General features: G+C 62.7%; 23 protein-coding genes. 13 read left to right on the top strand and 10 right to left on the bottom strand.

Translation table 11 applies throughout. The features are described 5' to 3' along the window. The first annotated feature begins 25 nt into the window (after nucleotides 1-25). The 9 genes from BKK80_RS35575 to BKK80_RS12435 all read left to right on the top strand — a co-directional run bounded on the left by BKK80_RS35575 (nucleotide 26) and on the right by BKK80_RS12435 (nucleotide 5328). Nucleotides 26-1360 carry an O-antigen polymerase gene (locus BKK80_RS35575; RefSeq protein ID WP_084545574.1) on the top strand — a complete coding sequence of 445 codons (1335 nt, stop codon included), beginning with the start codon at nucleotides 26-28 and terminating at the stop codon, nucleotides 1358-1360. Between the two features lie 2 nt (nucleotides 1361-1362). Then, nucleotides 1363-2706 (top strand): hypothetical protein, encoded by a 1344-nt coding sequence (locus BKK80_RS36425; protein WP_157903212.1) that lies wholly within the window; start codon nucleotides 1363-1365, stop codon nucleotides 2704-2706. Nucleotides 2707-2819: 113 nt separating this feature from the next. Next, the gene (locus BKK80_RS12460; protein WP_071069653.1) at nucleotides 2820-3251 is read left to right on the top strand and encodes a hypothetical protein; all 432 of its coding nucleotides are present in this window, start codon (nucleotides 2820-2822) and stop codon (nucleotides 3249-3251) included. Beyond that, nucleotides 3248-3523 (top strand): hypothetical protein, encoded by a 276-nt coding sequence (locus tag BKK80_RS37405; RefSeq protein ID WP_236903672.1) that lies wholly within the window; start codon nucleotides 3248-3250, stop codon nucleotides 3521-3523. The genes BKK80_RS12460 and BKK80_RS37405 overlap by 4 nt, the downstream gene beginning before the upstream one ends. Continuing rightward, nucleotides 3508-3798: a hypothetical protein gene (locus BKK80_RS37400; protein WP_236903671.1), complete on the top strand. Its 291-nt coding sequence runs from the start codon at nucleotides 3508-3510 to the stop codon at nucleotides 3796-3798. The genes BKK80_RS37405 and BKK80_RS37400 overlap by 16 nt, the downstream gene beginning before the upstream one ends. An 89-nt stretch (nucleotides 3799-3887) precedes the next feature. Beyond that, entirely contained in the window at nucleotides 3888-4238 is a 351-nt protein-coding gene (locus tag BKK80_RS12450; RefSeq protein WP_071069651.1) for an HNH endonuclease, read from the top strand. Further along, nucleotides 4235-4435 (top strand): hypothetical protein, encoded by a 201-nt coding sequence (locus BKK80_RS12445; RefSeq protein WP_071069649.1) that lies wholly within the window; start codon nucleotides 4235-4237, stop codon nucleotides 4433-4435. Before BKK80_RS12450 ends, BKK80_RS12445 begins: the two co-directional genes overlap by 4 nt. A 51-nt stretch (nucleotides 4436-4486) precedes the next feature. After that, nucleotides 4487-4951 carry a hypothetical protein gene (locus BKK80_RS12440; protein ID WP_071069646.1) on the top strand — a complete coding sequence of 155 codons (465 nt, stop codon included), beginning with the start codon at nucleotides 4487-4489 and terminating at the stop codon, nucleotides 4949-4951. After that, complete coding sequence (locus BKK80_RS12435) at nucleotides 4948-5328, top strand: DUF1353 domain-containing protein (protein WP_205683695.1); 381 nt, start codon at nucleotides 4948-4950, stop codon at nucleotides 5326-5328. Before BKK80_RS12440 ends, BKK80_RS12435 begins: the two co-directional genes overlap by 4 nt. Here the strand turns inward: BKK80_RS12435 and BKK80_RS12430 are convergent. The 3 genes from BKK80_RS12430 to BKK80_RS12420 are packed head-to-tail and all read right to left on the bottom strand — an operon-like array spanning nucleotide 5325 to nucleotide 8070. After that, the gene (locus tag BKK80_RS12430; protein ID WP_071069644.1) at nucleotides 5325-7031 is read right to left on the bottom strand and encodes a diguanylate cyclase domain-containing protein; all 1707 of its coding nucleotides are present in this window, start codon (nucleotides 7029-7031) and stop codon (nucleotides 5325-5327) included. The two genes, BKK80_RS12435 and BKK80_RS12430, sit on opposite strands and share 4 nt — an antisense overlap. A gap of 48 nt (nucleotides 7032-7079) precedes the next feature. Continuing rightward, nucleotides 7080-7280, bottom strand: coding sequence for a hypothetical protein (locus tag BKK80_RS12425; RefSeq protein WP_071013168.1), 201 nt, complete (start codon nucleotides 7278-7280; stop codon nucleotides 7080-7082). A 13-nt stretch (nucleotides 7281-7293) separates the two neighbouring features. After that, a complete protein-coding gene (locus tag BKK80_RS12420) occupies nucleotides 7294-8070 on the bottom strand; it encodes a transcriptional regulator (RefSeq protein WP_156811264.1) in 777 nt (258 codons plus the stop codon). A gap of 1015 nt (nucleotides 8071-9085) precedes the next feature. Between BKK80_RS12420 and BKK80_RS12415 the strand changes: the two genes are divergently transcribed. Further along, nucleotides 9086-9793: a hypothetical protein gene (locus BKK80_RS12415; RefSeq protein ID WP_071069642.1), complete on the top strand. Its 708-nt coding sequence runs from the start codon at nucleotides 9086-9088 to the stop codon at nucleotides 9791-9793. A gap of 100 nt (nucleotides 9794-9893) precedes the next feature. Here BKK80_RS12415 and BKK80_RS37025 read toward each other — a convergent pair whose 3' ends face one another. Together BKK80_RS37025 and BKK80_RS12405 are read right to left on the bottom strand one after the other, a co-directional pair. Then, entirely contained in the window at nucleotides 9894-10484 is a 591-nt protein-coding gene (locus BKK80_RS37025; RefSeq protein WP_232346237.1) for a helix-turn-helix domain-containing protein, read from the bottom strand. 584 nt (nucleotides 10485-11068) lie between these two features. Further along, nucleotides 11069-11584 carry an outer membrane protein gene (locus BKK80_RS12405; RefSeq protein ID WP_071069638.1) on the bottom strand — a complete coding sequence of 172 codons (516 nt, stop codon included), beginning with the start codon at nucleotides 11582-11584 and terminating at the stop codon, nucleotides 11069-11071. Between the two features lie 1370 nt (nucleotides 11585-12954). Between BKK80_RS12405 and BKK80_RS12400 the strand changes: the two genes are divergently transcribed. Continuing rightward, on the top strand, nucleotides 12955-13548 hold the full coding sequence (locus BKK80_RS12400) for an excisionase family DNA-binding protein (protein WP_071013152.1): 594 nt from the start codon (nucleotides 12955-12957) through the stop codon (nucleotides 13546-13548). A gap of 278 nt (nucleotides 13549-13826) precedes the next feature. Here the strand turns inward: BKK80_RS12400 and BKK80_RS12395 are convergent, their stop codons facing one another. From BKK80_RS12395 to BKK80_RS12380, 4 genes are all read right to left on the bottom strand, one after another. Then, a complete protein-coding gene (locus BKK80_RS12395; RefSeq protein ID WP_071013149.1) occupies nucleotides 13827-14315 on the bottom strand; it encodes a VOC family protein in 489 nt (162 codons plus the stop codon). 298 nt (nucleotides 14316-14613) lie between these two features. After that, nucleotides 14614-14922 (bottom strand): pentapeptide MXKDX repeat protein, encoded by a 309-nt coding sequence (locus tag BKK80_RS12390; RefSeq protein ID WP_071013146.1) that lies wholly within the window; start codon nucleotides 14920-14922, stop codon nucleotides 14614-14616. Between the two features lie 64 nt (nucleotides 14923-14986). Continuing rightward, nucleotides 14987-15760: a molybdopterin-dependent oxidoreductase gene (locus BKK80_RS12385; RefSeq protein WP_071069636.1), complete on the bottom strand. Its 774-nt coding sequence runs from the start codon at nucleotides 15758-15760 to the stop codon at nucleotides 14987-14989. 37 nt (nucleotides 15761-15797) lie between these two features. Next, nucleotides 15798-16436: a cytochrome b/b6 domain-containing protein gene (locus BKK80_RS12380; RefSeq protein WP_071036678.1), complete on the bottom strand. Its 639-nt coding sequence runs from the start codon at nucleotides 16434-16436 to the stop codon at nucleotides 15798-15800. A gap of 687 nt (nucleotides 16437-17123) precedes the next feature. Here BKK80_RS12380 and BKK80_RS12375 point away from each other — a divergent pair. Both BKK80_RS12375 and BKK80_RS12370 read left to right on the top strand, forming a co-directional pair. Next, nucleotides 17124-18476: a porin gene (locus BKK80_RS12375; RefSeq protein WP_236903670.1), complete on the top strand. Its 1353-nt coding sequence runs from the start codon at nucleotides 17124-17126 to the stop codon at nucleotides 18474-18476. A 23-nt stretch (nucleotides 18477-18499) separates the two neighbouring features. Next, nucleotides 18500-20161 (top strand): sulfatase-like hydrolase/transferase, encoded by a 1662-nt coding sequence (locus tag BKK80_RS12370; RefSeq protein ID WP_084545571.1) that lies wholly within the window; start codon nucleotides 18500-18502, stop codon nucleotides 20159-20161. A gap of 118 nt (nucleotides 20162-20279) precedes the next feature. On the opposite strand, the gene BKK80_RS12365 is transcribed toward BKK80_RS12370, so the two are convergent. After that, the gene (locus BKK80_RS12365; RefSeq protein ID WP_084545570.1) at nucleotides 20280-21227 is read right to left on the bottom strand and encodes a LysR family transcriptional regulator; all 948 of its coding nucleotides are present in this window, start codon (nucleotides 21225-21227) and stop codon (nucleotides 20280-20282) included. Nucleotides 21228-21362 lie beyond the last annotated feature (135 nt).

Here is a 21362-nt window from a genome sequence, read left to right as displayed (position 1 = left end):
CGTGATAGAATGCCGAATTTGGTGTATGTGTCAGATTTGGCAATTTGTCAAGTCGCGCAGCAACAGACGTCTATGCGAGGGTGAATTGCTATTTTTATGCGTGCTGATAAATATAGCTGGAATTGCTATTAGCTTCTCTCCAAAGATGGGGCCGGGAAACCCATTTCAGGTTTTCTTCCCTATTTGGTTGGTTATATGTACTGGTCTTCTGACGCTCGGATCGTTCTTCTACCCGACGTCCGTTGAGTATGATTTGATGGTGCTTGCATACTGTATCGTGTACTTTGCGGTTGCTGTTTGCATGTGGGTAACTCCAGATTCTATGAGGATGCGTGGAATTAGGACCATGCACGTCATGGAGTACAGAAAGAAGCCGCTTATGTTAGCGCAAATTGCTTGTGTATTGATTATTCCATTGGTCTACAAGCAGGCTAATTCTCTCGCGGATGGTAATATTTTCTCGGTAACTGGTTACGTTGCCCTAAGGCGCGCAATGACCGAGGATATGACAGGCTATGGTGCGCTATCGTATTTTTTGCCGATTTCATATGTTTTGACGGCTATAAATACATCAAGGTTTCTTAGCGGTCAGATAGGATTTCTGCATTTTGCTGTCTCGGTTGGTGTCTCGTGTTCTTTCGCTTATCTTTCTACTGGAAGAACATTCTTTTTGATGCTGGCCTGCATGGTCATGTTCCCGCTCATTGTGACGAAGCAGATTAGGCTAAAAGGCTTCATAATTTTCAGCATTATTGTTGCATGCGCATTCGCTCTTGTTGCAACGATGACGGCGAAAGGGGTTAGCGCTGAGGCTAGTAGTTCTGATAACCTCACTTCTGCGCTAAGAGAATTGAGAATATATATATTCTCCCCGGCCGTGGCCATGAGTTATCTTATCGAAACACTAAGGCAGCACACGTTCGGCGACTATACATTTCGTTTTATTTTTGCCGCAATGAATAAGGTCGGCTTCGATCTAAAAGTGCATCCATTAATTCGGGATTTTGTTTCTATTCCAGAGCCAACAAACGTCTTTACCGTGATGGACCCATATTATCGTGATTTTTCAGGTTATGGGGTTATGGTGTTTGCGGTTGTGTCCTCTGTTCTTCATGCCTATCTATATATTAAGATGCGTAAGAAGAGCGGGGCATATGTGTACATATATTCTGCGTTTATGTTTGCCCTGGTTATGCAGTTCTTCCAGGATATGTACATGTCTCTTCTTTCGACGTGGCTGCAGATAACGTTCTGGTATTGGTTCTTCGTAAAAAGGGGATTCGTTGCGTACTATGTCCCAAATACGAGGAGAAGAAAGAGGTTCGTGTTCCGCAGAAGAACGATCGTCGCCCATAGGTAATCATGAGTGATCGTAGGCGAAGTTTCATTGCCGGCGCAGCGTCAAGCGCAAGCGCTTTGTTCGCTGCACTAATCTCTGGCAGGGTGGCTGGACAGACCTCTGCCCCGGCGCAGGAAAGTAGCGGCGAGATAGTTAGCGCAAAAAAACTTGGCGCAAAGGTCGATGGCGTTTCCGATGATTCCGATGCCATCCAGCGTGCGCGCAGAGCTGTGGCAGCCGCTGGTGGCGCCGTTACATATGGCGGGAAAGCGCGTGCGAGCGGGAAATGGGAAAATTTGACGCCCCTTGGTCAGGAATGGATCAAGGGGCTACCGTCTGCCTACGCGACAGATATGGTGCCCAACCATCCTGTTGTAGGTGGAAAGCTGTTCAATGGGACCCTGCAGGGCGGTGCAGGATATGCGGCATACTTGACTCGTTACGACGCCTTCACAAAAGCTGGGGTGGATGTCGGAAGTACTGTGGCTGGCATCTTTACGATGCAATCGTCGTCGACTAATTCATCCGGCAAGAATTTCAACAATACCAATCAGGTAGCGCTCGTCGCGAATGCCTCCGCAATGGACGAGGGATCGTCGGCGTCTGTAGAGGCGATCAATGCTATAGCCGCAACGGCATATACTGGCCCATTGGCACAAATTGTGGCTGGTGTCGAGGCAGATCTTGTGCTGTCCGGTCGCGGCGCCGGTTGGTACGGTGAGGCTGGCAAGAACTATGGGATCGGCTTCTCGGCTGTCATTAGCGGAGTTAGCGCTGGGGATGGTACCGTCGCCTTCACTTGCGACTCGTCGCATCAACAAAATACATGGCTGCACGGCGCTGTTTTATCCGGCACAAGTAAAACCGGCCTTACGGTAGCTAGGCGGCAGACTATGAGGCCAGAGACTGCCGTATGGATCTCCGCGGCAAAGTCTTTCGGGCTATACGTGGGCAGCAAACCAAAGCATCCACTAAACCCAGGTCGTGGTGCAGACTTTTCCTATCGCCCAGAGGTGGGAGTTTGTCTTGGGCAGGAGGGGCAGAGAAATTCTCCTAGCCATAGAATCCGTTTTGTCTCGACGGACAAGATGGGGGCTGAGGTAGCAGTGGACGTCTATGCGAATGCAGCTGGCGCTATTGTGATAAGTTTCAATGGGGTTGAGAAAGTCAAAATAGACCCTTCAAGTGGCGCGATTCTAGTGCAGGATCGCCAAGTCCTCGGGGCGCGCGATACGGGCTGGGGTCAAAATTCTGGGGCAACATCAAAATCTGGATTCAACACTGAGACTGTCACTCTTCAGCAACTTGCGCAGAATGTCGCTGCATTGCAGCAGGCGCTGAAAGGTCACGGACTGATTGGATCCTGAGTTGCTACTGCCAAGTCGGTAAGGCGCCCTAATTAGGTTGCAAAGAGTAAAGCCCGCCCGCGCGGGTTTTTTTATGCCCGCCTCGCGCGGGCTTTTTCATTTCCGGGGGTCAAATGTCCGAACCAATTAGCGGCAGCGCCGCAGCGGGAGCCGCCGGCACGGCGATCGCAAAGTACTTCGGCGTTCAGTTGGGTGCCGGTGCGATCGCTGCGGCGCTCGGCTTCATGGTGCTGTGGCCGAAGACAAAGCGGGAAGGGTTCGCCCGCCTCGCGTCCTCGATCATGGCGTCGATCGTCTTCGGGCCGGCGGTTGTTGCATTCGCTCATGCTCGGATGCCCGATATGTTCAATTCCGCCCGGGCAATGGGGGCCTCCCTGGGGATGGCGCCGGAGTTCGGGATGCTCTACGCGAGTGCGCCGTTCCTGGTCATCGCCGGCCTGCCGGCCTGGTGGGTGATCGGCGCCGTCGTGCGGTGGTTCGAGAAGCGCCGGGGCAAGGACATCGCCGAGTTGATGGCTGATGCCAAGAAGGGGCTTACGCCATGATCACGCCCGCGATCATCCGCGCGGTTATGCCGGCGGCCGGCCGGCGCGCCGACATCTACGGTCTGCTGTTGGCCGACGCAGCGGCGCGGTTCGACATCGGCACGCCGGTGCGCGCGGCCGCATACCTGGCCCAGGTCGCGCACGAGTCCGGCCAGCTCGCGTACACGCGCGAGGTCTGGGGCCCGCGCCAGCGCAGTTGCGGTACGAGGGCAGGGCGGATCTTGGGAATACCCAGGCCGGCGACGGGAAGCGGTTCATGGGGCGCGGGCTGATCCAGATCACCGGCCGCAAGAACTACCTGCTGTGCGGGTTCGACCTGCACCTGGATCTGATCGCCATGCCCGGGTTACTCGAGCAGCCGGAAGCTGCGGCGGCCTCGGCCGGCTGGTACTGGCACACGAAGAGCCTGAACCGGTTCGCGGATGCCGGCGACTTCCTGGGCCTGAGTATCGCCATCAATGGGAAGAACAAGGACACCGGTCTGCCGAATGGGTGGGCCGACCGGCAGGAATTCTGGGCGCGCGCCAAGGCGGCGCTCGGCGCCTGACCTGCGCCACCTGCAGGTTTTCGCCGGACCTGCACCACCTGCACCCCAGGGCCCCGCCGCGCGCGGGGCTTTGCATTTCTGGAGGGCCTATGCCGATAGTCCAACACCTCATCGACGCCGCGAAGGGCAAGCACCCCATCTCAGCCGCGCGCTCTGGCCACTGGCCGGCGGTGCGCGAGCAGCACCTGAAGGCGCAGCCGGCCTGCGCGGTGTGCGGCGGAAAGACGAAGCTGCAGGTGCATCACATCCGGCCGTTCCACCTGCATCCGGATCTGGAGCTCGACCCGAGCAACCTGATCACGCTCTGCGAGTCGGGGGAGGGCGGCGTCTCCTGCCACCTGCACTTCGGCCACCTCGGGAACTTCCGCAGCTTCAACGTGGACGTGGTGACCGACTCGGCCGAGTGGCGCGACAAGATCCAGCATCGCCCGCGGCCATGATCCGGGCCGCCGCGCTCGCCGTCCTGCTGCTGCCCGGCTGCGCGGTAGTCGAGCACGTCCAAGTCGTGCCGCTGGTCGACCAGAGCCTGCACGTCAGCTGCTGCCGCGCCTTCGTCGAGATCCCGCCCTCCACCCAGATCACTGCCACCTTCGACCGCGCCGGCCGCCTCATGGTCGGCGCCAGCTGGAATTTCTGAGCAGTCCCATCCCGCCGCGTCCGCGGCATTCATCCGTAAGAGGAACGTCACATGAAGAAGCTGATGCTGCTGTGCGCGGCAGGTATCGTCGCGCTCGTCTCCCTGGCCGGCTGCTCCGGCGTGCCCCAGGCCGCCACCACCTTCCAGGCTCAGGTCGTGAAGGCCTGCGCGGTCGTGCAGCCGACCCTGCAGTCGGTCCAGGCCATGACGGTCGACGACCCGGCCAAGCAGGCCATCCTGGCGCAGCTGGTGAAGGACAATGGCGCCGTGTGTGCCGCCGGCGCGTCGGTCGACGCCTCGAGCGTGCAATCGCTGGTGAACACGTCGGTGCCGGCCGCCATCCAGGTAGTGGGCCTGCTGCCGCTCGACCCGGCTGCGCGCAGCGGCGTGCAGATCGGGCTGATGGCGTTCCAGGTGGCCCTGGCTGCCGCGCTCGCGCAGTACGCTGCGCCGGCGGAGAGTTCGACCCCGGTGCCGGCCAGTGCTCCGGCCGTGGCCGGCGGGGCGACGTCGTGAGCCAGTTCCTGACCAGGCTGGTCATGGAGAACGCCACGGGCCAGGACGATGGCCTGTGGCGGCTGGTCGAGCCACTGGTCTACCAGTCGGACGTGGCCGGGCAGACCTTCGTGGTGCCGCCCGGGTTCGAAACCGACCTGGCATCGGTGCCGCGGCTGCCGGTGGTCTTCCTGCTGGCCGGCGGGACGTCCAACGAAGCGGCCGTGGTGCACGACTTCCTGTACACCAGGCACACGGTGTCGCGCGCCGTGGCAGATGCCGTGCTGCGTGAGGCCTCGTCCGTCACTGGTGTGCCGGCCTGGCGGCGGTGGCTGATATACTGGGGCGTGCGGCTGGGCGGTGGGTCGCACTGGCGGCCGGACCAGGCGCGGGCCTAGGGCTCAGGACGCATCTTCCGGTACGGTAGCACGCGCCGCGCCTTTTCCAGCACGCGCCGGTGCTTGTCCTGGGCCTCTTCCCAGGTGGGCGAGCAGAGAATCCTCAGGTCGGTGCCTTGCTGAATGCAGGTCCAGAACTGTGGTGGCCCGGGCTGCATGGGCGACGGATGCATACCGTGACGCGATGAGGTGCCGGAGCCGAAATCGTCGAGGGCGACGCCGCATCCCCGTTGCCGCACCTGGTCGATGAAGGCGGTGGCATCGGCCAGGTTGGTAATGGCGGCGGTCTCGGTGATCTCGAAGCAGAGGCGCCGGCTGATCTGCGGGCCGGCACTGTCGAGCAGTTCCAGGGCCTCGCGGTGGAAGGCGCGGTCGCCGATCGACTGCCCGGAGAGGTTCACGTGGAGAATGCTGCGCGGCGCTGCGTGCGCGAACGTCGCGAGTGCTTCGATGGCGAGCCGCAGCACGCGGCGGTCGATGCGGCAGGCGATCTGGAAGCGCTCGGCCGCCGGCAGGAAGGCGCCCGGCAGCACGATGGCGCCGTCGCGTTCGATCAACCTGACCAGGACTTCGATCTGCGTTGTCCTGGCATGGGCCTGCAGGTCGTCGTCGATCGGGACGATGCGCTGTCCGTAAAGCACCAGCCGGCGGTCGTCCAGTGCGTGTTCGAGCCGCGCCGCCCATTGCATGTCGCCGCGGCGAGCGTGCAGCGCTTTGTCCGAATCGAGCCAGACGTGGACCCGGTTGCGCCCGGCTTCCTTGGCGGCATAGCAGCTGGCATCCGCGGCCTGCAGGACGGTGGCCAGGTCGTACGAATCGCGATCGATCGGCACCAGCCCTATGCTGGCGCCGATACGAAAGCGCCGTTCCTCGTGCAGGAAGCGGAAAGTGTCCATGCTGGCGCAGAGGCGATCCGCCATTTCCCGCGCATGGGCCAGCGGGCAGTTCTCCAGCAGGATGCCGAATTCGTCGCCGCCCAGCCTGGCGACCGTGTCGCCGGGCCGGGCCTGCGCCTGGAAGATGCGGCCTACCTGCTGCAGCAATTGGTCGCCGACGCGATGGCCGCAGGCATCGTTGACCAGCTTGAACTGATCCAGGTCGATGTACAGCAGGGCATGCTCGCTGCGGTCCCTGGATGCCCTGTCGATCCGTTGCTGGACGGTCGACTCGAACTCGCTGCGATTCAGCAGCCCGGTCAGCGGGTCGTGCGTGGCTCGGTAGGCAATCTCTTCGCTCAGCCGGCGTTGTTCGGCCACGTCGCGGAATACCAGGACGTTGCCGATCGCCTCGCCGGCCTGGTTGCGAACGGGAGCCTCGGAATGCTCGACGCCGCGCTCCACGCCATGGCGCGCTATCAGGACGCTCTGGCGGGGAGGGTCGCCGCGCGCGCGCTCGCGCCAGCTTGGCGACGCCATCTCCTGAGCGCTTGCCAGGCTGGGGGCGGGCGCGATGTGGAAGACGTCGGCCAGGCGCAGCCCGACGGCTTCCGCCAGCCGCCAGCCGGTGATGCGTTCGGCGACCGGATTCAGCCACGTGACCCGTTCTGCATTGTCCGTGGTGATCACGGCGTCTCCGACGGCATCCAGCGCGACACGCAGCAGCACATGCTGCCGCGCCAGTTCGTCGTACAGGCGATGCCATTCCCGATGCCATGCGTCGCGCGGCGAGGAGCGGGCAGGCGCATCGGGTCGAGAGTTCTTCATTGGCATGGGGCGGGCGGCGGCCGCCCGCCGCCCGCCCGCGCGAAGACGTCAGTCGAACAGTCGGTTCAGTCTGCGACGCGTCGGCCATTTGCCGAATGCCACGACAAAGAGGCAGAGCATCGGGCCGAAGAAAGGAATGATCAGGAAGGAATAGAGCCAGATCCTCATATGTGCCCGGCGCATGATCCTGTAGACGGGATAGGAGAACGCAAGGAACAGGCCGAGCAGAAAGCAAGCGATTGCCAACATGGTCGCTCCGGTTTTACATGACAGTGGCAGGCGCCGGCTCGCGGCACCAGTTCGCAAGCAGTTCGCCGAAGCTGCTGAGCTGGCTATCCGATGACATCCCGACAGGCCCGGCCAGGGGCGGGCACAGTACCCAGCGTGTCTGCGCATCCTGGTAGACGATCAGCTTGACCGTCAGGTCGGCGGGCTGCAGCACCTCGACCGCTGGCCTGAGCGGTGCCAGCCCGAAGGCATCGATGTACTGGCTCGAATAGGTCTTGTTGATGCAGACGACGACGCGCGGTGCCCAGTTCCTGGTGATGGCCTTGAGAAAGGCGAAGCGACCGCCGAAATGGCAGACGTCGATGAACTGCGCCTTGCGCACCAGCAAGGGATCGTGGCCATAGGCGTCGCGCCAGGAGATATCCATGCGCGGTCGCAGCGGCAACGGATACAGATTGATCTTGAACTCGTTCCCTTCCGGGCGATACAGCGAAGCCCGGAAGTAGTCCTCCCATTCCCGCGGCCCGGCATGCCGTCCCTGCAGCGCGCTGACGCAGGCAGTCATGACCTTTGCGATGCGCTGATGCCCGAGCCATTTCCCCATCTGCGCGCCATGGCTTTTCCTGAAACTGTCATTCCAGGACGGGGGAGCGAATGCCGGCTCGAGGGGCCGCTGCAGGCCGGGCATGGCAGGATGCGGGGCCACGTCGCAAAACCAGATCTTGCTGCGTGGATTGCCACCCTCCATTCCCACATAGGAGGCGAAGTATTTCTCGAGATCCTGTCCCCCGGTTTGCGTCGTGCCCATCATGATGTGACCCTGCATCGATGTAATTGTTGACTCCATTTGCCTTCGAAAGAACCTGGCCAGTGCGCGCCGCGCTTGCCATGGCGCCCAACCCGCCGGCGTACTGGCCGATGGTGGATCGATACGCGCAGCTGAGTGGCCGTGTTGATTGCTTTCCTCCCGATGGCGCAGGCCGGCTGGCGGACCGATGGCGATCCTGGCGGAAGCTTCTGCTGGTGAGCCGGGTCGGTACGCATGTCAGATTGCCGTGAGCGCCTTGCCGGTGACGGCGTCGGCACTGCGGGCAGGGAGGGCCGCGCGGCCACGCGCCGCTAGCCATTTCTACGAGTTTACTTTGTATCATTTTGGTGTTTCGTTTTGATGCTTTTTGGACCCGACCAACGGGGGGATGAATGCGACTCACTATCAACAGTGACTCGCATTTGGAGTAACTTTGAGCGTATTCGGCCGAACTGCGCTGCAAGTCGAGCATTTCTGGCGCGAAGGGCATGGTCGGAAGAGGAATTGCGATCCCCATCTGAGGCCCCGTGCATCGATTTGCGGGTGCGTCAGCTCGTGTCCTGATTCGGGATCGAGAAAAAATGAAACTACCCGTCAGCCGGATTCGTCCAGTCCGGTGCCGCGACGGGCGTCGGCCATCTGTGAGTCCGCCTGTCGCTCAGATGGCTCGACGGCTCGGCGCGGGCCCTGCCGCGCGATGCAGCCGGCTGCGCGGTTCCTGGGCGCTCGCGATGTCTGCAGGGACTTGCGCATCTCCATGGTCAAGGGATGCGTGGTATCGCTGGTGGCGTGTCGCGGCGAGCCGAAGCGAGTTGCCGACGGCGGGGCCCGGCGCTGCGCCAAGCGGGTCGATGTGCCGAGGCAAGGGGGGGGGGCGGCATGCGCCGCTGGCGCACGGATGCGAGCTGTGGTCGGACGGGAATCAGGGGTGTCAATGGATGCAACAGAGTCAACAAGAAGATCAATGAAAAGCCCGCAGGAATTCAGTTCCAGCCAACCGGCTTGCGGCGGAGAAGCCATGGTGAAGATCAACAAGCTGTTGAGGGCGGTGTATGACCTGACGGCACAGGAGGCGAAAGACAAGCTGGCCATCATCGCCGCCAGTGTCGACGGCCTTGCCCATTGCGTGAGCGCCGGCGCGGTTCATCCGCGCGATGGCACGAGTCATGCCATTCAATGGTGCGTGAGTGCGCTGGAAACCTGGCGGGATATGGTGGGCGCCGACTACCTCACGCTTGCACAGGTTCCCGCGCAAACGTTCATGCAAGGCCTTGCGGAAGAAATTGCCAGGTTCCTCTCCATGGAGGTCCGGTTGCGCTCCAGCCTGGAGTCCGGCGATGCGGCGATTGCCATCAACGGGCAGCGATTCCGCCTGGTCATGATCCATCTGTCCTGGCTGCTCCGGCGTTGGCTCCCATGCTCGGAAATCGTGATGCACATCTCCGACGCCGAATCCCCGCCGACGCCGGGGCACCTGTGCGCCGGCACGGGCAGCCGGCGCTCGCTGGAGATCGAGGTCTTCGCGCGCTCCAATGCCATCATCGCCTGGCATCTGGTGCCGGAGCGGCTGAGACACCTGGCCGGATCGCGGGCCTACGCGAACAGGCTGGACGTGGGCCTCAGGGAGGTCGGTGATGCCATCGCCGGGTGCGGAGGAATTGTCCAGCTGAGAGGCGCGGAGAACGGGGCATTCCGCATGTCGATCCTGCTGCCGGCGATGGAGTAGGCGCCAGAGGAAGCCAGCATGGCGATGTACGGCGCTGCCGGCGAGCCGGGCCCCCCCGCTACGCGGCGCGCGGGGCATCGGCCCCGGAGGGGATATCCCGTCAGCGGTGCACAGGCAACAGGCCGGAAAGGATCTCGCGGCGGTCGTGTGCGGCCAGCACGATATCGGGCATCGTGGAAAGCAGCTCAGAGCGGGTGCCGACACCGAGACGGCGGAAGATCTCCGAGACATGCTCCTTGACCGTGTTGTCACGCAGGCCCAGGCGCGCCGCGATCTCCTTGTTGGGCAATCCTTCGAGCAGGAATGAGAGAACGCTGCCCTGACGGACGGTCAGGCCCAGCTGCCGCGGGGTGATGGCGCGATGCGCCACTGCGCCTTTCGCATCCCCTTCACCGTGGGCGTGGTGCATGGGGGGAGACAAGCTCACCAGGAATTTCCTCATGGCCGGGGAATTCAGTTCGCGGATGATCCGCGTCCTGCTGCGGATGCCGAGCCGGGTCATGATGACCTTGACGTGATCCTTGACCGTGTATTCGGCCAGGTTCAGTTCGGCGGCAATGAGCCGGTTGGATCGGCCCAGAAGCATCAGGTACAGCACCGAGCGGTGCCGGCTGGAGAGCCTGCACAAACGCAGGTGGAGGTCATCGGTCGCGGGCCCGCCGGGGCCGCCATCCGGACTGCCTGCCTGCATGTCCTGGCCGCACAATGGGGGCGCTGGAGCGGCAAGGCCTTCGGATCCGGGGGCGGCCTCGTGCCTTGCGGAGTGACTCGGGTCATGCGGAGGTTTTGGCATGTCGGTGGATCCTTGGCGGACGAAACTCACGCGCGATATCGGGCGGCAGGGGAAGCGCGCTCCGGACGACGGTCCAAGCGTGGCGGATGGTGTGCGTGCCGGAGTCCGCTGCGGCGGTGCGTGGCGCGGTGCGAACGGCTGTCGGCTGGTCCGCGACGAGCGGGCTTCTGCGGCCAGCGCAGCTTGCGTTGCGGGAGGAAAAAGATCCCACCCTCGCACTTGGGGTGCAAGGGTGGGGCAGGAGCGGAATGTCAATGGGGAATCCCATGGCATCCCTGCAAACGAGATTCAATTTTATCCTTTTAAGATTTCTTATATACACTTATTGGCTACCCCTGACGAAGGGGCTGCTGCCTGAGCGGTGCCCCCCCGGGGAAACTGGCGCGGAGCGGAAGCGGATCTCTTTCGCGTGCGCCGGAGACTTCCGCAGGGCCTGCGCAAGCGCCGCGAGCGGGGGGTGGCCGGGCGCGCTCCTCGCTCCTTTAGCGGAGCCGGTAGTTGACGCCAATGGTGAAGCTGCTATTGACCCAGCGGCTGCCCCCTGCCCGGTCGGTGTCGCCGGTCCATTCCGAGAACACGCTGATGTTCCTGGTGGCCATGTACTCCACACCGGCACCATAGTGGATGCGGTACGACGGAGAGGTCCCGGTGACCCCCACCCGGCCATAGGGCATGAAGCTGCCGATCGGATAGCCGAGCTTCGCGTCGATCCCGATGTCCTTGTTGGTGGCCGAGCCGAAATGCAGGTCGGCAAAGATCTCGGCGCCGATCACGGCCGGGCCGACGCCGAAGCCGTAGCCGGCGACGAAACCGGGGAAGATGGTCGTATGCGAGGATCGGTTGGTCGCGCCGGAAACGCTGGAGATGTTGGCGCCGACCTTGGTGCCGATATAGGGGCCGGTGAAGGCCTCGATATTTCCCGGGTTGTCCGACTGGGCGGCAGCGTGGCCGCAGAAGGCGAGGGCCGCGAAGGTGAGAGCGATCTTGCCGATATTCATGAATGACTTTGATTCTCTGGCAGAGGGATGGTTAATGGTTATCGGAGCAGGCGCGTCGCGGAGAATGCGCTGCCCTGTGGCACTGGCTGGATTGCGGCGCCGGATCGGCGCGGGTGCGGCTTTTGTACGGTGTGCCGCAAGGGCGTTCCCGCATTGGGCGCGCATCCGTATCGGGACGCGCGTAAGTGCCCGGTTGCTGTGGCCTGAGATCGGCTTGCCCCGATGCTGGCGCACTCCGTGCGCCAGCTGAATAGCGGCAGTGGCTGCCGGCTGCGCGCGTGACCGGGAAGAGATCCCGGCTATTCCGGCGATTCCGGCTATTCCAATCGGCGCACCTGGCTCTTGAATCTCGGCCAGTGACAGAGAGCGGCAAACCAGATGGCAATAAATGGCCCGAATAGCGGGAAGAGCAGGATCAACTGGCTCAAGGCGGAAAATCCCGCTCGCCGCAGCAGAAACGAGGTGGGAATGGCCCAGGCAATGTGAATGATCAATAGCGATAACGGCGGTACTAGGCCTTGCATGATCTCGGGGACATCGTTGATGGATTGGCGAGGGCGTTGGCGGCAGGCTGCGCTTCAGGCCAAGGGAGGCCATGGGCCCGGGATGGATTCGTCGCTCTCGAAGTGGTTTTCATTTTATCAATTTGAAATTCGTATTTTGCACGTTTACATCCCCCTGCTCGCGGGGAAGCGGGATCGGAGCAAGGGACTGGACGAGTCTGCGCGGCAGTGGCGAAAGACGCATGGACGGGTTCACCCGGCGGCACGCTGGATGTAGTGGTGAGGCGAGCGGAGCCGCCATCGATCGTGGCCGTGCCAGCGCTGGGAGTTGTCAATCCCGACGGCGCGCGCGGCGGCCAAGAGGATGACGCACGGATGGCAAAGGATCGTTTGCGCATGCTGGAGATGGGGGTTTCAACAGGCGCAAGCGATCGACGGAAAAGAATGGCGCTGCGATGGTTCAGATAAACATGGCACCCCCCCGTCCCTTGCGTTTGCAAAGGTTTGATTTTCAAGCGGACTTTTAATCCCTTTGGGTGAAGGAAAGTGCAGGAATAGCTGATAGACTACGCATCAAGATATGCTTTCACGGAGGGAGAAAGCATCCCTGTCTCTTATTTGCCGACCCTGGGGAACTGGTCTTTGCGGTTTGCGGTGCCCGTCCGGTTGATGCCGTCCGTGCAGGCCGGATATGCTGCGCAGGCCACGCGCCAGGAAGCCGGAGCGGCGTGGTTGAGGCCTAGAACGGTGGCGGTGCGCTGGCAAAGCGCGAGCGGGGCGACGCTCGACAGACCGACCCGGATTTCAAGGTTCCTAGCGGGATAAGAGGGAATTAATCTTCAGATAAAAATATCTGATCATAATGATATGAGCAAGAATTTTGAATTCTACTCAACCCAAGAAGCCGCGGAACGGCTCGGGGTTTCTCGTCGGACGGTGCAGATGTGGGTTGAGACCGGCAAGTTGCCGGCATGGAAGACCGATGGCGGCCACCGCCGGATTCCGAAGGAAGCCGTCGATACCCTGGTTCTCCAGCAGCAGCGGGTGCAGGATGGCAGTTTGCTGCGTTCCAGGCGTCTCATGATCATCGAAAGCGATCCCTATTTGAGGGATCTCTATGCGAGTGGAATCAGGACGAGATTCCCGGACCTGAAAATTGAATCAGTGGGGAACGGGATCGAAGGCCTGATCGCGATAGGCCGGTGTGAGCCTGATATTCTTATTCTGGATCTTGTGATGCCGGGAGTCGATGGCTTTCGCCTGTTGCATACGCTCAAGACAAATGAAATCTACGAGAAAATCGCGATAATCATCGTCACCGGACTGTCGGATGATGTGATCGAATCGAATGGCGGGCTGCCCGAGCATATCTGCCTTTTGAAAAAACCGATCGGGGTCAAGGAGCTTCCGATTGCCGTCAATAATGCCTTGACGAGCCGGCAGGTTCACCTTGCCGCCTAGTTGATGTTGCCGGCCGATTGATATTTCAGTCCGCGCGTGGCGGTTTCAATCCGCCAGTCGCAGGGTGCGCTGCATCGCAAATCAAAAGGCCTGCGGCCCTGCCGTGGAGCATGGCTGAAGCGCTGCCAGGCGGACGTCCACGCTGCTCCCGTCCGGCGTGATGGCGGCGGCTGACGCGAGGGCGACACACCGCGGCGTCCCCCGGCGATGGCCCTGAGACCTCGCCGCGGAATGCCGGGGCCGGTCCGGCGTCATTCCCCCCCAAAGCGGCAGCAGCCTCAGCCGGCGGCCCCCGCATGAGCCGCCTTCAGGGCCCCGATGTCGAGCTTGACCATCTTCATCATGGCATCCGCCGTGCGCCGGGCCCTGAGCGGATCGGGATCCGACATCCACTCGCCGAGGGCCGCCGGAACGATCTGCCACGAGAGCCCGAAGCGGTCTTTCAACCAGCCGCATTGCTCGGGCGCGCCGCCGTCGAGCAGCCCATTCCAGTAGCGGTCCAGTTCCTCCTGGTCTTCGCACTGCACCACGAAGGAGATCGCATGGTTGAACGGATCGAGCGGTCCGGCACTCATGGCAGTGAACGGCTGTCCGCACAGCACGAATTCGACGATCTTGACGGAACCCGGCGGGCCGCTCGGCGAATCGCTGGGCATTGCCGTGACCCGCACGACACGTGAATCGGGAAAGATCGAAGCGTAGAACCTGGCGGCTTCCTCCGCCTCTTTCGCGTACCAGAGGAAGGGGGTGATCTTCTGCATTTTCATGGCAAAGCTCCTGTCGGGGCGGGGTGATCGCGCCGCGCATCGGGATCGCAATCGGGGCGACCAAGGAAGGGCAGCAGCGAGAGAAAGCCCGCACGATGGCGGGCTCGGGCCGGGGATGCTGCGCCCCGGGAGGCGCTCGCTCTCACAAAGGGGACGTGGGAGCGCCCGGACGCGCCCGCCAATGTCCGCGTCGGTCCGCGTGAAGCCGGAACGCTGCCGCGGGGCACGACCGGCTGCGATTCATGCAATGACCGGAGCCGGGCACTCTCACCAGCGCCGGATCGCTTGATGCAGCCCGCTATTCCTTCGTATCGCCCTTGCCCATGGAGTCCTTGTCCATCGAGTCCTTGCCCATCGAGTCCTTGTCCATGGAGCCTTTCCCCATGGAATCCTTGCTCATGCCTCGCTTCGCCGGAGCCTTCTTGGCGTGGCCTTTGCTCATATGGCCTTTCGACATATCGTCCTTGCCCATGGTGTCCTTCGCCATGCTGCCGCTTTGTCCCATCGCATCCTTTCCCATCTCGTCTTTCTTCATGGTGTCCTGTGCCAGCGCATTGCCGGCCAGCAGCATTGCAGCGGAAATCAGCAAAGCCAGACGCTTTTTCATGGTGTTCTCCTTGGTCAGATAAGCAGGAAACCGGCGAACCCGCCGGTCAGGTACGGGTGATCGCTCAGGAACCGCCGAACCAGTTGTAGCCCTGGTCCTCCCAGTAGCCGCCCGGATACTTGTTGGTCACGAAGATGGCGACGATGTGCTTCGGGTTCTTGTACCCGAGTTTTGTCGGCATGCGCAGCTTCATGGGGAATCCATACTTTGGCGGCAGGCGTTCGCCGTCGTAGGTGAACGTCAGCAGCGTTTGCGGATGCAATGCCGTGGGCATGTCGATGCTGGAGTAGTAGTCGTCGGCGCAGCGGAAACCCACATACTTTGCCGTCACGTCCGCTCCGATGCGCTGGAGGAAGTCGGAGAAGCGCGTGCCGCCCCACTTGCCGATCGCGCTCCACCCTTCGACGCAGATATGCCGCGTGACCTGGGACGTCTGCGGCAAGGCATACAACTGGTCGAGCGTCCATGGCGTCTTGCGTGAGACCAGGCCTCCGATCTCGAGCCGGAAGCCGTCGGCGTCCACCTCCGGCACTTCATCGATGCCGTAGTAGGCGTTGAAGGGGAACGGCCGCGTCAGCATGGACTCAGGATAGGTCGGCGCCAGCCGCCGCGGATCGAACAGCCAGGCTTGCGCCCGATCATTGAAGCGTGAAACCGCCATCAGGAAGGACTCTACTGACGGCTCGTCGGTGATGCGGCATCCAGTCAGCAGCAGCAATCCGCCGAGCGTGATGGCGCGCTTGCCGAACAGCCGGCGGGACGGCATGCTCAACTCCCGGGTGGCATCGCGCAGGATCAGCTGGCGGTCGACTCGGACGATTTTCTCGGGTGTGCTCACGGCAATTCCCCTGTTCAGCCTGTTTAGCTGCCTCAGCCTAGCGGCCGCGCAGCATGATGATGAGCGTGCGCGGCACCAGTACCGTCATCACCACATGGACGACGATGAAGAGTGCGATCGCACTCATGCCGGCGAAGTGGATCCAGCGAGCCGTGTCATAGCCCCCCATCAGCATGCGCAGCAGCGGAAACTGCACTGATTTCCAGATGGCGAGACCGGATAGCACCGTGACCACGATGACGGCGACCACCCCGAGATAGAGCAGCTTCTGGGCGGCGTTGTATTCAGCGAGATTGGCGTGCGAGAGCTTCCCGCGCAGCGCCGCGGCCATGTCTTGCAGCGCGCCGGAAATGGAAAGTGGCAGGAAGCGCCTCTGGAAGCGGCCGGTGAGCACATTCATGGCCAGGTAAAACAGGCCGTTGGCCACCAGCAGCCACATGGCGGCGAAGTGCCATTGCAGCGCGCCGGCCAGCCACCCGCCGAGCGTGATGCCGTTGGGGAAATGGAAGGCAAACAGCGGGGAAGCGTTGTAGATGCGCCAGCCGCTGAGCATCATGATGATCACGGCGATGGCATTGAGCCAGTGCGTGATGCGCAGCCACGCCGGCTGAATCGTGGTGGACGGGCTTGTGCGAGGCTCTGGCCTGATCGCCGCGAATCGCTCTGCAGTCTTCACGTTTCCCTCCGATGGCAGTCGTCAAGCGGCAACCGCCGCCCATGCCACGTTAGTCGTGCCTCGCGGCACAACCTTACACAGTCCCATCGCATCCTCGTCAGGTCTCGTCAGGCGCGGATCGTGGCATCGCCAGCGTGGCGCCTACGGCATATCGCGGTGCTGAGAAAGATCGAGTGGCTTGCCGCCATGATTCGATTGCAGAAATGAAGCGGCATGCACCTTGACGATAGAACCAATCGACCGGAAGGCAAGGAACTGCCTTCCGGTTGTTGCGTGGTGGCAGGGCCCGGCGAAAAAAGTGCCCGCGTAGTGGCGGCCTCAGGAGGAGGGGTGCCCGGCTATCGGAAGCTGAATGCCAGGGCCGCTTCGCAATGGGCGCCGACTGTGTTTTCGCGTACTGCGCCGATCTCGCGCACCTATGTCTTCTCAGCGGTGAGCCGCTACGGAAGCTGGAGCGATAGCCATTATCCCGGCGCGAGTTTGTCCGCTCCTTACCTGCTGGGTTTGCCTGGCGACGTGCATCTTCCATTTCCCCCGAGGGCCACGCGAACGGTGCGACGACGCCGGCATTTTCACGATCCAACCACCTCGCGGGATCAGGGATTCTACTGAGATGAGCGGGGCGTGTGCCGCGCTTGACACTGCCAGATCGACGTTGATAAATTATCCGATCGGATAATTTTATCGGTGCGCGCGTTGCTGGTGCGCGCGCGAATGGCAGCTGGCAGCTGGCCTTGTCCGTTGCTGCCGTTGTTGCGCATCCGGATCCAGACCAGCGTATCCGTAACGCCGAGGCGCGCCTCGGACGACGAGCGCGAAAGAAAAACAAGGAGGAGGAGAGCTGTGGGGAGGAAAAAGCATCTTGCGTGCCATGCCGTCTTGAGTCTCGCTGCGGGCGGCACGGGCGTGGCGCATGCACAGTCTGGCGTGACGATCTATGGCGTCATCGATGTGCCGTTCGAGTATGTCAACAACCAGGCGCAGGTCGCGCCGGTCATCAATCCCGTCACCGGCGCGGTGACACGGCAAGCGGGGGGCAACAAATTCTCCCTGGAGGCGGCTGGCGGCATGTCGGGCTCGCGTTGGGGCATACGCGGCGTGGAAGACCTGGGGGCGGGCATGAAGGCGTTGTTTGTCCTCGAGAGTGGTTTCGCCGCCGACTCGGGGCAGATATCGCGAGCGGGCACCATATTCGGCAGATTGGCGTTCGTCGGCTTGCAAAGCGACCGGCTCGGCCAGATCACGCTCGGCCGGCAGAACACCAGCATGTATGAAACGCTGGGGAACTTCATGCCGGCCAAGTTCGCTCCCTTGTTCGAGCCAACGGTAGCTTTGCTTGGCGGGACGGCTAGCGGCGGTGGCCTGGACAATGCGGTGAAGTACACCGCAGTCGCGGGGCCGCTCACGATGAAGGCGCACTACAGTTTCGGGGCGGGGCTGAGCAAGTTCGGCCTGACTCCCGTTGCCGGGCAGGGCGCGGGGGAAGTGCCCGGGCATGCCAAGGACAATACCGCTTATGGCGCCGGCCTGATGTACCTGGGGGCAGGCCTTGGCCTCGCCGTCACCTATGACCAGTGGAACCCTGCGGTCGTGCCCGGCAGTACCGGCACGTCGAAGAAGCTGGCGCTGGCTGCAAGCTATGAGCTGGGCCGGACCAAGTGGATGGCCGGCTATCGCTGGGGACAAAACAAGGACGCTGCAGGCGGCACCTTGGTGCGGGACAATTTCTGGTGGACCGGTTTCAACTACAGCGCCACGTCTGCGCTGACGCTCACGCTGGGCTACTACTACGATGATCGCAGGACGTTGAAGACCAACGCCGCACAGCCGGACGTCAACCCGGTCAACCCCTGGCAGTTGAGTTTCATCGCCGACTACGCATTATCCAGGCGCACCGACGTCTATTTCACGGTTGGCTATGCACGGAACTCTGGACTGAACCTCGACTCGCCGGCAATCGGATTCGCGAATGGTGCATTCCTTGGCGAAGGGAAGAACAGCCAGACGGGGATCGCAACCGGCATACGTCACAAGTTCTGATGGGTTGAGAGGAGATGAAGCAAATGGATCAAAGCGCGATCGGAGGACGTCGCGCGGCGGAGCCGCAGGAGCGGTCGCCAGCGCCAGCGCAATTGGCTGTGGCGCGCGCCAGGCGCGTCGCGTGTCGATGGGCACTGCCTATCATCGGGGCCGTGGCACTAACTGTGCCGCCCCTCATGGCGCGGGCGGCGCCCGCTGCCGGCCCGAATGGGTCGCCCGATACCCGCCCGAACATCATCCTGCTGATCGCCGACGACCTGGGCTGGGGCGATCTCGGCAGTTACGGCCATCCCGTGTTCCGCACGCCGAACCTGGACCGGATGGCGGCCGAAGGCCAGCGCTGGACCAACTTCTATGTCAGCTCTCCGATCTGCTCGCCCAGCCGCGGCGCCATGCTGACCGGGCGGGTCGAGACCCGCTCGGGCTTGTATGGAGCACTCAACAGCGTGCAGGTCGAAGGCGATCCCTACGGATTTCCCGACCGCGAAGCGACGGTCGCCAGCGTGCTGGGCGACGCCGGCTATGCCACCGCCCTGTTCGGCAAATGGCATCTGGGCGACGCCCCGCGCGCTTACCCGACACGGCACGGTTTCGACTCCTGGTGGGGCATGCCGATGTCGAACGATGCGTACTTCACCGGCATCCCCGGCGGCGTCAGCATCGAGGAACTGCGGCAGCGCTTCGCCAAGGGTGAGTCGCCCAAGGAACTGTTCGCCCTGTACTACCGGCAGGCGGTGACTGCCTTCCGCGATCCCAAGAACGCGTACTGGAACTCACCGCTGATCTCGAGCGAGCGGATTGTCGTCAACGGCAAGACCGACTACCGCGACCAGGTGGTCGAGCAGCCGGTGGATCAGCCCGGCTACAACAAGCGCCTGACCGACCGGGTCGTCGATTTCATCGGTGGCAAGCACGACAAGCCCTACCTGGCCTGGGTGGGGTATGAGAAGCCTCACCTGCCGCATATGCCGGCGCCCGAGTTCGTCGGCAGCAGCAAGGGGGGGCCGGTGGGCGACGCCATTGCCGAGCTCGATCACAGTGTGGGGCGGGTGATGGAAGCCGTGCGGCGCAGCCCGGATGCCAAGAGGACGCTGGTCGTATTCGTCAGCGACAACGGCCCCTGGATCCTGTATGAGGAGCTGGTCGGGTCGGCCGGCATGCTGCGCGACGGCAAGGCTTCCACCTATGAGGGTGGCGCACGCGTGCCCGCCCTGTTCTGGTGGCCTGGCACCATCCGTCCCGCGGTCGTGGACGGCATCGGCGCCACTTACGATCTGCTGCCCACCTTCGCGGCGCTGGCCAAGGCCCGGCTGCCCGATGCCGTCCTCGACGGGGTCGACCTGGGCAAGACGCTGCGCGAGCAGGCGCCAAGCCCGCGCCAGGTGATGCCCTATTTCTACCGTGGCCGCCTGCAGGCCTGGCGCGAAGGGGAATGGAAGGTCAACTTCTACGACGTCACCGGGCGCAAACCGGAGGAGAGCCTGCAAGTCCGCATGGCTAAGCCAACGCTGTACAACCTGGGGCGGGATCCCGGGGAGAAGTTCGACAAGGCTGCGAGCGAGCCCGCGATCCTGCAGCGCCTGCAGCAGGATGCCCAGGCCTTCGAACGCTCGATCACGAAAGCGGCGCCGGAGTTCGACCGGGTGACGATCGAACGCGGTATGGCGGGGCGAGGCGGCAACTGACCCGCGCCAGTGGTACGCCGGGCGAGCAGGCGTCTCGCGGTGTCGGTGCCGGCCGCTGGCTCGGTCGGCACCCCGGCCTCGGCGTTCGCGTGGGTCCGCCGGACCTTCACGCCAAGGCTCAAGCGGCCACCCTATCCGCAGGCACGATCGCCGCGGCGCTCTGTTCGATCCTGTCGCGCAACCACATGTGCGCACGATCTTCCTGGCTCCGCGCGTGCCAGATGAGTTCGACCGGAAAGGACGGGAACGGGAAGGGGAGCGCACTGGCCACCAGTCCGAACAGCGGGGCGTAGTGCCGGGCGATGATGGCCGGGACGGTCGCCACCAGCGGGGCGCGTGCCACGGTCGACAAGAGCGTCAGGAAGTTCGGGGCGGCCAGGACGGGCTCGATCTTCACGCCAGCCTCGTGCAGCGCGTCCTCGAGGTAGCCCAGCATGCTGTTCTTGGCGGAGATCAAGGCGTGGCGGCTGGCCAGGTACTGATCCGGCCGGATCGGCGCCTGGTAGGGGAGCAGGGCGGGATGGAAGCAGCACACCACGCCCAGGTCGAAGAGTTCCGTGCGGCGGTGCCAGCCGCTGCCTCCCGGAAGGTAGCCGATGGCGAAGTCGATCTGTTCGGCATCGAGCGCGTCGTAGGCGCGCTCGCGGTTGGTCTGGCTGAGCAGCAGCTTCACTCGGGGCGCGGACAGTGCCAGGTCCGCGAACAACTCCGACACCAGCAGTGACTCCGACTGGATGGACAGCCCGATGCGGAAGGTCCTTTCGTCGGCAGCGGGATCGAAGCTGGCGTTCGCCAGCAGCAGCTTCTGGGTCGCATCCAGCAGGGCGCGGATCGGCGCCTGCAGCTCGCGCGCCCTGAGCGTCGGCTCCATCTGGTAACCCACCCGCACGAAGAGTTCGTCGCCGAGCAATACGCGCAGCGTCGCCAAGGCATGGCTCATGGCTGGTTGCTTGATGCGCAGGCAGGCTGCGGCACGCGTGACGCTGCGCTCCTGCATGAGCGCATCGAAGGCCAGCAGCAGGTTGAGATCAAAGGACTTTAAATTCAAATGATCGATGCGAGTCATCGGCCGTATCGATTTGTTGAATGGAAGTCCCGAGCATACACTGCTCCCGACTCGAACGGCCGGCATCGCAAACCACAACGTCCCCGAAGGGGCGCGTGCGCGCATGACCACAGAGCCGAAGATCCCGACCAAGGA

This window comes from Cupriavidus malaysiensis, assembly GCF_001854325.1.
Taxonomy (GTDB): Bacteria; Pseudomonadota; Gammaproteobacteria; order Burkholderiales; family Burkholderiaceae; genus Cupriavidus; species Cupriavidus malaysiensis.
The sequence above is the reverse complement of the archived record's forward strand: the minus strand, read 5'-3'. Positions and strand labels throughout refer to the sequence as shown.